Annotated in this window: 11 protein-coding genes; 3 read left to right on the forward strand and 8 right to left on the reverse strand. The window is 59.6% G+C overall.

Translation table 11 applies throughout. The annotated features are described in order from the left end of the window. Positions 1 to 59 precede the first annotated feature (59 nt). Together ilvC and ilvN are read right to left on the reverse strand one after the other, a co-directional pair. Positions 60 to 1,067, reverse strand: a complete 1,008-nt coding sequence (ilvC, locus tag NZK35_RS24715) for a ketol-acid reductoisomerase (protein ID WP_259635200.1) — start codon at positions 1,065 to 1,067, stop codon at positions 60 to 62. Between the two features lie 58 nt (positions 1,068 to 1,125). Beyond that, positions 1,126 to 1,662 carry an acetolactate synthase small subunit gene (ilvN, locus tag NZK35_RS24720; RefSeq protein ID WP_259635201.1) on the reverse strand — a complete coding sequence of 179 codons (537 nt, stop codon included), beginning with the start codon at positions 1,660 to 1,662 and terminating at the stop codon, positions 1,126 to 1,128. A gap of 505 nt (positions 1,663 to 2,167) precedes the next feature. On the opposite strand from ilvN, the gene NZK35_RS24725 reads away from it, so the two are divergent. After that, positions 2,168 to 2,830, forward strand: a complete 663-nt coding sequence (locus NZK35_RS24725; RefSeq protein ID WP_259635202.1) for a hypothetical protein — start codon at positions 2,168 to 2,170, stop codon at positions 2,828 to 2,830. Between the two features lie 72 nt (positions 2,831 to 2,902). Here the strand turns inward: NZK35_RS24725 and NZK35_RS24730 are convergent, their stop codons facing one another. From NZK35_RS24730 to NZK35_RS24745, 4 genes are all read right to left on the reverse strand, one after another. Beyond that, the gene (locus NZK35_RS24730; protein WP_259635203.1) at positions 2,903 to 3,460 is read right to left on the reverse strand and encodes a cysteine hydrolase family protein; all 558 of its coding nucleotides are present in this window, start codon (positions 3,458 to 3,460) and stop codon (positions 2,903 to 2,905) included. 37 nt (positions 3,461 to 3,497) lie between these two features. Beyond that, the gene (locus NZK35_RS24735; protein WP_259635204.1) at positions 3,498 to 4,130 is read right to left on the reverse strand and encodes a hypothetical protein; all 633 of its coding nucleotides are present in this window, start codon (positions 4,128 to 4,130) and stop codon (positions 3,498 to 3,500) included. A gap of 66 nt (positions 4,131 to 4,196) precedes the next feature. Continuing rightward, the gene (locus NZK35_RS24740) at positions 4,197 to 5,762 is read right to left on the reverse strand and encodes an OprO/OprP family phosphate-selective porin (protein ID WP_259635205.1); all 1,566 of its coding nucleotides are present in this window, start codon (positions 5,760 to 5,762) and stop codon (positions 4,197 to 4,199) included. Between the two features lie 354 nt (positions 5,763 to 6,116). Continuing rightward, positions 6,117 to 6,542: a hypothetical protein gene (locus NZK35_RS24745; RefSeq protein WP_259635206.1), complete on the reverse strand. Its 426-nt coding sequence runs from the start codon at positions 6,540 to 6,542 to the stop codon at positions 6,117 to 6,119. 276 nt (positions 6,543 to 6,818) lie between these two features. On the opposite strand from NZK35_RS24745, the gene NZK35_RS24750 reads away from it, so the two are divergent. Together NZK35_RS24750 and NZK35_RS24755 are read left to right on the forward strand one after the other, a co-directional pair. Beyond that, positions 6,819 to 7,628: an ATP-binding cassette domain-containing protein gene (locus tag NZK35_RS24750; RefSeq protein WP_259635207.1), complete on the forward strand. Its 810-nt coding sequence runs from the start codon at positions 6,819 to 6,821 to the stop codon at positions 7,626 to 7,628. Next, a complete protein-coding gene (locus NZK35_RS24755) occupies positions 7,625 to 9,895 on the forward strand; it encodes an ABC transporter permease subunit/CPBP intramembrane protease (protein WP_259635208.1) in 2,271 nt (756 codons plus the stop codon). Before NZK35_RS24750 ends, NZK35_RS24755 begins: the two co-directional genes overlap by 4 nt. Positions 9,896 to 10,012: 117 nt before the next feature. Here the strand turns inward: NZK35_RS24755 and NZK35_RS24760 are convergent, their stop codons facing one another. Both NZK35_RS24760 and NZK35_RS24765 read right to left on the reverse strand, forming a co-directional pair. Then, a complete protein-coding gene (locus NZK35_RS24760) occupies positions 10,013 to 10,831 on the reverse strand; it encodes a sugar phosphate isomerase/epimerase family protein (RefSeq protein ID WP_259635209.1) in 819 nt (272 codons plus the stop codon). 71 nt (positions 10,832 to 10,902) lie between these two features. Beyond that, a complete protein-coding gene (locus NZK35_RS24765; RefSeq protein ID WP_259635210.1) occupies positions 10,903 to 11,838 on the reverse strand; it encodes an aldo/keto reductase in 936 nt (311 codons plus the stop codon). Positions 11,839 to 12,055: the final 217 nt, after the last annotated feature.

A 12,055-nucleotide genomic window follows, 5' to 3' on the forward strand; every position in this document is an offset into this window, starting at 1 on the left:
CCTCAAGAAACACATGGGAAAAATGCTTCACAGCGTTGCCCGCCAGGGCCTGGGCAGGATCAGGAGACCTCTTTTTCGTCGATCCAGGACATCATTTTTCGCAGCCCGCGGCCGATCTGCTCGACACCGTGGTCTCGTTCACGTCGGCGGGTGGCTTTGAAGAATGCGGCGCCGCCGCGGTTTTCCAGGATCCAGTTTCGGGCGAACGTGCCGTTTTGAATCTCTTCCAAGACGCGTTTCATCTCGGCCTTGGTTTCGTCGGTGATGATGCGGGGGCCGGTGACGTAATCGCCGTATTCGGCCGTGTTGCTGATGCTGTAACGCATGTAGCTGAGTCCGCCCTGGTACAACAGGTCGACGATCAGCTTCAGCTCGTGCATGCACTCGAAGTACGCCATCTCGGGCTGATAACCGGCTTCGACGAGAGTTTCAAATCCGGCCTTGACCAGTTCGCTGACGCCGCCGCAGAGCACCACTTGTTCGCCGAACAGGTCGGTTTCGGTCTCTTCCATGAACGAGGTTTCGATCACACCACCTCGCGTTCCGCCGATCCCCTTGGCATAGGCCAAACCGATCTGCTTGGTGGTTTCCGCAGCGCCTTCGCCCAGCGCGATCAACGCCGGGACGCCGCCGCCTTTTTCATATTCGCTGCGGACCAGGTGCCCTGGTCCCTTGGGTGCGACCAGCAGGGTGTCGATTCCTTGGGGAGGGGCGATTTGCCCGAAGTGAATGTTGAATCCATGCGAACACATCAGCACGTTGCCTTTGGAAAGGTTCGGCAGAATCGCGTCGCGGTAGACATCGGCCTGCACTTCGTCGGGCAGCAGAATGTTGATCACGTCCGCTTCTTTGGTGGCGTCAGCGATCGATTTGGGTTCGAAGCCGTGGGAAACGGCCAGGTCATAGTTGGCCGAACCGGGGCGTTGGCCGATGATGACATTGACGCCGCTGTCACGCAGGTTCTGTGCCTGCGCGTGGCCTTGGGATCCGTAGCCAAGGATCGCGACCGTCTTGCCTTTGAGGTGCGAGAGGTCGGCGTCGTTGTCGTAGTAAATGGTGGCTGCCATGATGAAATGGTCTCGAGGTGATTGGAAAGGTGGTAGGGAAGGAGTTCCGAGGGAGAATTCAGGCGGTCGCCTTGGCGGTTTCGTCAGCGATGGAGAGGTCCGAATCGCTTCGTACCATCGCGACGCGCCCCGTTCGGACCAACTCGGTGATCCCGTAGGGCCGGACGCGTTCGATGAACGCCTGGACTTTGTTCTCTCGGCCACTGATCTCAATCATCAGCTCTTCCGGCCCGACATCGACGATGCGTCCGCGAAAGATATCGACCAGCTCACGAATTTCGGCCCGCTTGGGCCCCGAGGGGGCTTGGACCTTCAGCAGCAAAAGATCCCGTTCGACGAAATCGCGACTGCTGACATCGATGACACGGACGACCGTGACAATCTTCTCCAACTGCTTGCGTACTTGCTCCAGCACTCGATCGTCGCCGACGACGACAAAAGTCATACGAGAGAGCGTCTTGTTTTCGGTTTCACCGACTGCGAGCGAGTCGATGTTGAAGCCACGCGAGGCAAGCATCCCAGAAATATGGGCGAGTACCCCGGGAACGTTCTGGACCAGAGCGGAGAGAACGTGTCGCTGAGTGGGGCTGGGCATCAGTCCGGTTTTGACCGTGAAAGGGAAAGAAAGTCCTGAAATTTGAGCCCGGTAGGATAATTTTGAGAGGTCAGACCAGCAAGGGCCTGATCCCCGGCGCTCCCGGTGCACCTTACACCCGGGCAGAGGGGAACCGCTGTGGGGACAGACAGGGGTGTCCCCGTCGGGGTTCAGTCCGGACGGCCGCGCGGCGTTGCGCCCCGCATTTTCCAGGTTCAAGCTGCGGTTGCGGACCTGAAAACGACGCCGCCCCCCCACCCGAGAGCTCGTGCAGTTTTTAAGTCGTTGACAACAAAGAGTTTTCGTCACTCTCTCCCCGGGCATTGGTATCTACACGTCTGAAGTAACCCTCCCTGGCAGGGAGGGTCGAGCGCAGCGAGGGGAGGGTCTGTCCCGTTACGCCGACGGGGTCGGATCTGCCTGAAGTGAACGTGGAGATTCCCACCGGGGTCCGAACAGCTCTTCGAATCTGAAGAGATGGTCCTCGTTTCCGCGGAGAAATCGGATGTGTTTGAATCGCTTCCCGCTGGTTGCCCTGTTCCCACTGGTCCTGCTGGCGTCCACGCCATCGGCGGCCGTGGACGCGACGGCGGAAGACTGGACGAGCGTGGCCCCACGCGAGGAGATTGAACCGATCTTTCAATCAAAGCCTTCTGCAGATGGGGACCCGACCGGGCTTGAACTCATCATCCGAGCGGACGATCGCCAGGGGCTCAGCGGGCATTGGCGACGCAGCGTCCCCGTCGTCGGCGGTCGGCACTACCAATTCTCGGTGCTGCGGAAAACCGACGGGATCGAACACCCCCGCCGCTCCGCGATCGCGCGGCTGCTGTGGCGTGACAAGAACGGCCAAAAAGTCAAACATGCCGCGCCGGCAATCGACTCCTTTCGCCGCGGGATTCGGCCACAGTCGGAACCGGAGTTTCCCGCGGTGGTGGTCAGCAGCACGTACACCCGGTCGACCGACGACTGGATTCGATCAGCGATCTACGGGCTGGACGGTTCGACCCTCGCCGCCGCAGAAGAATTCGGAACGATTGCGATCGCCGAGGTCGACTTGAATCAGACGCATCACTGGCACTCCCTCGGCGATTTCAAAGCCCAGCTTCCCGCCCATCGTCCGGTGGCGGTTGGAGAGGGAGTGGCAGAATTATACGGGGCAGAATGATGTTCTGACCGCTCAGATCGCAGAGCCAGATTCATTCTGCCACTTCATCATTCTGCCAACCATCGAGTCCACTCAGCGAGCGTCTTCCACGCGCTGCTTCCAGGTTTCATTGCCGATCACCTCGCTGATAAACATCTGCTGGGCGACCAGAATCGATTGATGCAACTGTTCCGCGGTCGCCTTGCCGGCTTCGTTTTCCACCGTCAGTGTGCCGGTCGCGTCACGCAAAAACTCCACCTTGTAGCCTCGGTGAAAGGCTTGGCGGGCGGTTGTGTCACAGCACATGTGGGTCATGTATCCGGCGATGCTGATCGTGTCGGCAGCGGTCTTGTTCAGCCAATCCTCCAACTCGGTTCCGGTAAACGACCCGGGCCATTGCTTGTCGATCAGCACATCACGGGGGCGCGATTGGACTTCGGGGTGCAATTGCCACATCTCGGAATCCTTGCGAAAAATCGGTGATTCGGGATCGGCTTGGTGGTGACGAATGACGGCGGTGGGCACCTCCGCTTCGGCCGCCCGATCCATCACCTCCAGAATGCATTCGAGGTGTCCTGCGGGATGAGAAATCGGCAGTGCTCCGTCGAAATACTCGCGTTGAACATCGATCACCAATAACGCTCGGGACATGCGGTGGTCTCCTGAAAGATCCTGCGGCGGAGGGAGTTCAGTTGGCGACGGGTTTCGGCGGAGCCACCGCCGGTATCGGCAAATCCTTTGCGGCCGGCCGATAGTAGTCCGCCGCATCGACGGGTGCATCCACCGCGGGCTCGGCGACTGGTGCCGACAGAACCGATGCCTGGCCGGGCTGCAACGCCATCGGCGCGGCGGCACAACCGCTATCGCAGCCCGCTCCGGCCCCACAGGAACCTGTGCACGAACCGGGGCAGCAGCCGCAGCGGTCCTTCTTTTCCGCCGTCCAGGTGTACTTGCAGGCGGGGCACTTGTACTTTTCAGTCTTTAGCACGCAGACCTTGCGGACGCGGGCTCCGTTGTGCACGCACGCGGTGCAACCGAGTCCGTCGCAGGCATCGCACGATGCACAGGCAGCCTTCTTGGCTTTCTGCCACGGAAAGACAACTCGCGGGATACAGATCGCTTTGGATTCGACAGTAAAACAAGTCTTTTCCTCTTCGACCTGTTCGGCATCGAGTTTGCACACATGGTCGCACACGGGGCAGCACGCACAGCCGGTTTGATCGAGCAGTTTACCGCCGAGGGCAAACGCAGTGTGGCAATCGAGCAGACAGAGCGTGGCGGCCAGCAACAGGGCGGCCAGAATGTTTTTTTGAATGGACATGACTTCTACTTAAAATGGAGTGGTTTGTGAAAACACCCGTTGGGGCGTCTGACATCGAACGGATCGTTAGAAGTCGATCATGTAGCGGAAACCGAGAATACTGAAATCGCCATCGATACCGGCGGCCAGCGGCACGGCCGAGCGACCTTGGCCGGCGTTCTCGATTTCACCCATCACCATGTTGGCTTGGATCTTGGAGTACGCGGTCCAGTACCAGTTCAGACCGGCCGTCAACGCATACCCTTGTCCGCCGCGGATATCGGAATCGGACAAATCCAGGTAGTCCGCACGCAGCCCCATGCCCAACGCTCCCCAGCCCCGGCCGGTGCCGCCGGTGCAGCGATCGACGACGAAGAAGTTTTCGAAGGGTTTGACGCGATCGATCGTTCCCGCACTTCGCTTCAGCGGGACGTGCTCTCCGGTCAGGAAGTAGTGTGCGAACAGATAACCGCCGTGGAACGTGAGGTCACTGCCATTGAATCCGCCCAAGGCGTCACGCTGCATCCAGGTGGTGAAGTATTCACCGGTGATCTGCAACGCGCCGATGTTCAACATCGACTCGAATGCCAATTGTTGGTAGCCCTCGGCACCGAGGATCCGTCCGGTGTCCCACCATCGTGAATCGCTCCGCGCCAACGGCCGGGTTCGGAAACGACCTTCGTTGGCGTTTTGGTCATTGTCCAATTGGCCGTCGCCGTCGGTCTGATTGACCGACCCGGCGATCGCACAGTGCCAATAACCGCGACCGCCGCTGATGTCGTCGTACCAGGGACTAGCCGACAGGCGGCCATACAAACCGGCTTCGTCAAAGTCACCGCGATAGCGTCCGTCTTGGCTGATGTTCTCGAGCAGAAACGCACCATAGCGCCAGTGCACCGATTCGTCATCGGTCAAGCCATACATGCAAACACCCAACCGACGGGCATCTTCGTTGAACGTTTCCACCGCCAAGGGCCGTTCGGCAAAGACGTTATGACGGCTACTGTTGAGGTGATCCAAGCCGATCGGACGTTTTTGGTTCCCGATCAACAGGACTTGGTTGTGCGGCAGATCGGTGAATCCGAGATACACGTCCTTCATTTCCGCCGAACTGGGATTGTTGAAGTCGATCTGGATTCGATACTCCATGTTGCCGGGCACGTCGCCGGAAAGCTCCAATCGAATCCGCCGGAAATCCCAACGGTCTTCCGGATCGTCCGTCGGATCGCCCGTTTCCAACTGGTTGATCCCTGCATCGCTGTCCAGGAAGTTCCAGTTGTCCAAGTGAACCCGCCCGTTGATTTTCAGCGCGGGCTTCTTCTTTTTGGCGTCGGCGTCGCTCTTCAGCTTGTCCTGGTACTTTTCCCAGGAAGACTCCAGATCGCCGACGCGACCGAGCAGTTTCTCGTAGTCCTTGAGGGGAACCGTTTCGCCTTCAACGACCGCATCGGACGCGGAAGGCTCGGCCCCCGAATCAATCAGCCCGGCATCATCGATCGGATTCAATCGGGCGGTTTGATAGACCGGCGCCGCGCTGTCGCTCGGCATGCCAAAGAATGTGTCGTCGGCGTTGACCGCCGCCGTGCCAAAGCACGTCGCCAGCGCCAGTGCGAGCGAAAATCGCCGCGAGCGCGCACCATCAGTTTTCTTCATCGCTTCGTTTTCATCCGTGAACAGACGCGACGAGCGTGAAGTACCGATCCATCAGTACCTGATTAGCCACTCGCCCTGAGTTGATGGGAACAGGCTCGGCAAACAAGCCCTTTCCCAGTTCAGCCATCGTCGTACGCGGCATAAGACAATTCGTCGGTGTACAAAGTTTTGCCGCTGACACGGATCCCCCACTGTGGCGACGCGTTCGATCGTTGCTTGCCGATTAAATCGCAACACCGTCACCATCGATACGCCTTGACGCGATTCGCCGTCCTGTTCCCCCGAATCGTCGCAGCTTCCCGCCCATGCGTCGGATCATGAAGATCGCGTGAAGCAAGTGTGAAGAAAGGGCGATCACGACGCGATCAGCGCGAGGTAGCGAATCAACCGATGCGGCGACTGAGAATCCGTGTTGTCCACCGCAATCGTCAACAATTCGCCGGCCGCCTTTTGCCGCTGCGGCTCGCCGACTCCCGCAGCATCAAGCCGACGGATCATCTCCTGACAGACCGCTTGAGTGAAGACGGAGCGGGAGGTGGATCGGTTGTTGATCGCCCGCAGTGCCCCGATCACGGCGGAGTCGTTGAGCGCGGCCTCTCGTTCAGCGACGCTGAGCACGGCTTCGATCAGCAACTGGGGGACATCGACACCATCCGGCTGACGTCGATTCGCGTCGCTTGTGTCGGTCTGCCTGTCGTGCCCGCAACCGGCCAGATTTCGGCGGCGACGGCGGCGATCGGCGGCCTTGAGATTGGATCGTAACTTCGGTGATTTCGGCATGGAACGGCACCGCCGGCGAAGACAGGGAGAAGCTCAGGTTCGTTGGTAGTAATAGGCAACGCGTCAAGTGCGAGTGTAATCCGTCGACAGGTCAGAAGAAAACTTGCGTGTCCGTTCCGCCCCCCCCACATAAGCGTTGCCGTTTCTGTCGGTTGTGCCGCGGAGGATGAGTCGATCCCACGGTGGTGCCGCAGGATTTGAAACACAGGGACCATTCAATGAGCTAGCTTCCAGAAGCCATTTCAGACAGACCGCTCCTTGGGCCCGCTTTTTCGCATGATCCACGTTCAACATCTGACCAAGACGTATGAGGATCTCCAGCGTGGCCGCTTTGTGGCCGTTGACGGCATCTCGTTTTCGGTGCAGAAGGGCGAGATTTTTGGTTTGCTGGGGCCCAACGGGGCGGGCAAAACCACGGTGCTGCGGATCTTGAGTACGGTGCTCGAACCCACCGAGGGCATCGCCACCGTCGCCGGGTATGACGTGGTTCGCGACTCGGCCGCAGTCCGTCGGCACATCGGGTTCGTCAGCAACAACACGGCCATCTACGACCGCATGACCGCCTGGGAGATGGTGGAGTATTTCGGACGACTTCACGGGATGAAGTCCACGACCTTAAAAAGGCGTTTGGAAGACCTGTTTGATCAATTGCGAATGAACGACTTTCGCGATGTTCCCGGCGGCAAGATGTCCACCGGGATGAAGCAAAAGGTCTCGATCGCACGGGCGATGATTCACGACCCTCCTGTGCTGGTGTTTGACGAAGCGACGCTGGGCTTGGATGTGCTGGTCGCCCGCAATCTGCTGGGCGTGATTCGATCGCTGCGTGAGGCCGGCAAGTGCCTGATCTTCTCGACGCACATCATGAGCGAAGTGGAACGGTTGTGCGATCGGATTGCGATCATGTATTGCGGCAAGATTCTCGACAGCGGCACCCTCGAAGAACTTCGAGACCGCCATCGCGAAGATGACTTTGAAGAGCTTTTCTTTGGGTTGCTCAGCCAACACGAACAAGAGATGCGCGTCGGCGGACGAATCGATCATCCGTCGGCGGCCAACCATGGGGTGGGAGAACAACTGGTATGAGCGATTCGTCCCGAGCGATTCGACGGCAAGCCGAACTGGCAGGCAAGCCTCGCGCGTCCGCGGTTTGGCTGATCTACATGCGTGAGATGCGGGACCAACTGCGCGACCGCCGAACACTGTTCACCATCGCCGTGCTGCCCATCATGCTGTATCCGCTGGTGGGCATGCTGCTTTTGCAGATCGCTCAGTTCACCCGCCAAAACCCGACCTCGGTCTGCCTCATCGGCACCGAGAACATCGAAGGGGCACCGCCTCTGTTCGAGGGCGAAACGTTTGCCCCCGAATTGATCGAGCAACCCGATGCGTTGGAGCTTCTGACCTATCGCTGGGACGAACTGTCGGCCGATCGCCCGGTTCGTGACAAAGCCAACGAGTGGGTCAAGACCGGGGCGTTTGATTTGGTCGTGTTGATCCCGCCGGGCTTCAAAGACAACGAACTGATGGGCGACCTGGTCGGGACAGAAACGAAATCGACGTCGGCAGAGGAGAACGGCGAATCGGACATCGAACTGTTGTTCAACGTGGGCAGCGACCAGTCCGTCGTCGCCAGACAACGTGTCGCCGGGGTGCTGGCGGCCTGGCGTGGCGAATGGATCAAAGAGCGTTTGTCCGGCGTCGGCATCGATGCCGAAATGTTGCTGCCCTTTGAGTGGTCCGACACCGACATCGCTCCCGAACGGACGCGTGAAGCGGCGTTTTGGAGCAAGCTGCTGCCGTTCATCATGCTCGTCTGGGCGATGACCGGAGCGTTTTATCCCGCCGTCGACTTGGTCGCCGGAGAGAAGGAACGGGGAACACTGGAAACGCTGCTGTGTAGCCCCGCGCTGCGCAGCGAAATCGTCTGGGGAAAACTGGGCGCGGTCGCTTCGTTCAGCATGTTGACCGCGCTGCTCAACGCCGGAAGCATGCTGCTGACCAGCTCACTGGTCTTTCAGCACATGGGTGTCGGCGGTGCCGGCGCCGCGTTGGGCGCGCCGCCACTGGTGCCGATGCTTTGGCTGTTCGTCGCACTCGTGCCGCTGTCCTGCCTGTTCAGCGCGCTTGCCCTCGCGGTCGCGGCGATGGCGCAAAGCAGCAAAGAGGGTCAGTACTATCTGATGCCGCTGATGATGGTGACGTTGCCGTTGGTGATGTTACCGATGCTGCCCGGCACGACGTTGAACATCGGCACCAGCCTGATTCCCGTCTCCGGGATGTTCTTGCTGGTCCGCGCCTTGGTCGAAGGCCAATATGGGACCGCATTGTTCTATGTTCCGATGGTGGCAACGGTCACCGGTAGCTGTTTGTGGCTGGCCGCCCGCTGGGCCCGACGCCAATTCGAAGATGAAGCGGTGTTGTTCGGCGGCGGCGAACAATGGGAACTGGGGATGTGGGTGCGGCACTTGTGGCGAGATCGTCAAATCGCGGCAACACCCGCGCAGGCCTACGCCTGTGGGGCGATCGTGCTGGTCACCCTGTTCTTTGCCCGTCTGACAATTTCGGAAATGCCGCAGGACTTTGCCGGCATCGCGAAACTGGTGATGATGCCACAGGTTTTGATCGTGTTCCCGGCGCTGATCATGGCGACGATGCTGACGACCTCGGTCCGCCAGAGTTTGCGACTGCGGATGCCACACTGGACCACACTACCGCTGGCGGTCCTGTTCGGTATCACGCTGCACCCGAGCTATGTGATGCTGTCCAAGATGATCAATCACGTCTATCCGGTCAGCGAAGAAGCGGCCGCGGCGATGAAACCCTTCGCCGAACAGATCGCATCGGCGCCCTGGGCGGCGGTCGTGCTGCTGATGGCGTTGGTGCCGGCGATTTGCGAAGAACTCGCGTTTCGAGGATTCATCTTCGGCGGACTGGTTCGCGAAAAAGGCAAACTCCGCGCGGTCGTGTTGACCGCCATCATGTTCGGAATCTCACACGGCGTTTTGCAACAGTCGATCGCCGCATCCGTGATGGGCATCGCCCTCGGCTGGATCACGCTGCGAACCGGAAGCATCGTCCCCTGCATCTTGATCCACTTCACCAACAATGCGTTATCGGTTTCGTTAGGCCGCATCGCGGACAGCGGTTGGTCGGCCGCGCCCGTCTTTCTGACCCAAACCGAACTGGGTCCCTCGTATCAGCCGTTTTGGACGCTGATCAGCATGGGGATCGCGGTGACTTGCCTGCTGTACTTCGGAACGGTTTCGCCGGCGACCGATGAGAGCGAATCGGAATTGGTCGGTTCACACCACGACTATGTCGACCCCACGGCGTCACTCGCCTCGGCCTAGCGTTTTGTCGACATTTCAATTGAGGGTGCCGCGGAAAAGGGGTCAGGTACCAAAAATGCGAAGCACCCGTTGGGCCATTTGGTTTTTGGTGCCTGACCCCTTTTCCGCTCGATAGTCTCAGTCCGTTTGAGTCCAATAACGAAACGCCCGCATGGTTTGGCGGGCGGCTTCGTGGGGATCGGGCCACGGAAACGCTTCGGCACACAAGTAGCCTTGGTAGTCGATCGCCCGTAGCGCTTCGATGATCCGTCCGTACTGCATGTGACCGCAACCGACCGGCCGGCGGTTGCTGTCGACGAAGTGAATGTGGCCGACCAACTCACCGCCGTGGGTCAAGGCTTCGGCGATGTCGGTTTCTTCGATGCCCATGTGAAACAGGTCGCACAGCAATCGCACGTTGGATGTCGACAGCGATTGCAGCAGTTCGACGCCTTGGGCGACGGTGCAGCACTGATTGGTCTCGTAGCGATTGAGCGGCTCATAGATCAACGGCACGCCGTACTGGCTGGCGTGCTGCCCGCCGTCTTCGAGCGCTTCGGCAAGGTACGCCCGGGCGGTTTTCGAATCGACGTCGGCGTCACTGCGCCCCTGCATCGAACCGATGATCGCCATCGCGCCGAATCCGCCGGCGGCGTCGATGATGGTGCGAACGAACGCGCGGGCGTCGGATCGTTTCTTCGGATCGGCATCGGCCAACTGCAGCCGATGTTTCACCCAACCGGCGCCGGTACCGAGTGCGGCCAGTCGAACGCCCGCGCCGTCGAGCAGATTGCCGAGCGAATCCAAGTTCAGCGATTCCACCGAGGGGGCAAAGATCTCGACGGCGTCGTAACCGAGTTCGCCGGCAAACGCGATCGATTTTTCGAGTCCGTCCCAAAGGACGAACGGCCCACCGCGAGCTTCTTCGACCAACGAAATGGTAATGCAAGATTTCATGTGACAGGGGGAAAGAGGAGATGAAGAAACGGACAAACTCAGTACTCAGTACTCAGTACTTGAAACTTCCCTCAACCGTCGTTGTTTTCGGGGCGTCCCTCGACGTAGACCCAATTGTGAATCGGTTTGAGGATCTCTTTGACTTCGGCGACCAGGGTTTCATCCAGGGGTTCGTCGAGCCAATCGCACCAGCCGGCGACGCGATCGGGGTTGGCCGATCCGACGACACAACTGGCGAAGGATTCGTTGGCGGCGGAATACTGCAGTGCCAACTTTGCGATATCCGATCCCCGCTCGCGGCAGTGGGCGGCGGCCGCCTTGGCGACCTCACGCACCTGGTCGGTCGCTTTGTGCCACGACGGCAAGGGGGCGTCGGTCAGCAGCCGTGCCGAAAACGGGGCCGCGTTGATCAGCCCGACCCCGGCGTCGCGACAGGGCTCGACCAGGCTCAGTGCCATGTCATTCTGCAGCGTGTAGTGGTTGTAGGTCAAAATGACATCCAGCTCGCTGCGACGAATCATCTCGTGAAAGATCTTCATCGGGTATCCGCTGACCCCGACAAATCGAACCTTGCCTTTTTCCACCGCTTTCTTCAGGGCGGGGATCGTTTCATTGACGATCTGATCCAGGTCCACGAATTCGATGTCGTGACAGAACACCATGTCCAAATGGTCCAACTGCATTCGCTCGAGCGAGATATCGATGCTTTCGGCGACCCGGCGGGCTGAAAAGTCGAAGTGCTGGGGAGCGAAGCGGCCCAGTTTGGTGCTGAGATAAAAGGAATCGCGTGGCAGCTGCGGCAGCACGCGTCCGAGCATGATTTCGCTCATCCCGCGCCCATAATAGGCCGCGGTGTCGATGTAGTTCATACCACGATCCAGCGCGACGTTCACGCATCGCAGCGCCTCCGACACATCGATCGGGCGGAACTCGGCTCCGATCGATGAGGCTCCGAATCCGAGCACGGACAGTTCCAAACCGGTGTTTCCAAGTGGGCGTTTTTGCATCCTGAATGTCTCCTTTTTGTTTCGATCGCTTGAGCGTTGAACCTACCACACAATGGCCACCGCTGGACACCACCGCCAACGCGTTGCGGATCGATACGTCGCAGCGCGACAGGAGGTATCGGACACCGATTGTGGACGATCCGCCTTCTCGTCGCCGGATCCGGCAAATGCGATCCATGGGTCAGAACCGGCACAGCCGATTCGATCGGATTGAGGA

The sequence above is a fragment of the Stieleria sedimenti genome, from assembly GCF_025060895.1.
Taxonomy (GTDB): domain Bacteria; phylum Planctomycetota; class Planctomycetia; order Pirellulales; family Pirellulaceae; genus Stieleria; species Stieleria sedimenti.

Excerpts from the sequence above, each read along its gene's own strand:
- ilvC (WP_259635200.1), bottom strand. The coding sequence starts at position 1,067 with ATGGCAGCCACCATTTACTACGACAACGACGCCGACCTCTCGCACCTC.
- ilvN (WP_259635201.1), bottom strand. The coding sequence starts at position 1,662 with ATGCCCAGCCCCACTCAGCGACACGTTCTCTCCGCTCTGGTCCAGAAC.
- NZK35_RS24725 (WP_259635202.1), top strand. The coding sequence starts at position 2,168 with ATGTGTTTGAATCGCTTCCCGCTGGTTGCCCTGTTCCCACTGGTCCTG.
- NZK35_RS24730 (WP_259635203.1), bottom strand. The coding sequence starts at position 3,460 with ATGTCCCGAGCGTTATTGGTGATCGATGTTCAACGCGAGTATTTCGAC.
- NZK35_RS24735 (WP_259635204.1), bottom strand. The coding sequence starts at position 4,130 with ATGTCCATTCAAAAAAACATTCTGGCCGCCCTGTTGCTGGCCGCCACG.
- NZK35_RS24740 (WP_259635205.1), bottom strand. The coding sequence starts at position 5,762 with ATGAAGAAAACTGATGGTGCGCGCTCGCGGCGATTTTCGCTCGCACTG.
- NZK35_RS24745 (WP_259635206.1), bottom strand. The coding sequence starts at position 6,542 with ATGCCGAAATCACCGAAGTTACGATCCAATCTCAAGGCCGCCGATCGC.
- NZK35_RS24750 (WP_259635207.1), top strand. The coding sequence starts at position 6,819 with ATGATCCACGTTCAACATCTGACCAAGACGTATGAGGATCTCCAGCGT.
- NZK35_RS24755 (WP_259635208.1), top strand. The coding sequence starts at position 7,625 with ATGAGCGATTCGTCCCGAGCGATTCGACGGCAAGCCGAACTGGCAGGC.
- NZK35_RS24760 (WP_259635209.1), bottom strand. The coding sequence starts at position 10,831 with ATGAAATCTTGCATTACCATTTCGTTGGTCGAAGAAGCTCGCGGTGGG.
- NZK35_RS24765 (WP_259635210.1), bottom strand. The coding sequence starts at position 11,838 with ATGCAAAAACGCCCACTTGGAAACACCGGTTTGGAACTGTCCGTGCTC.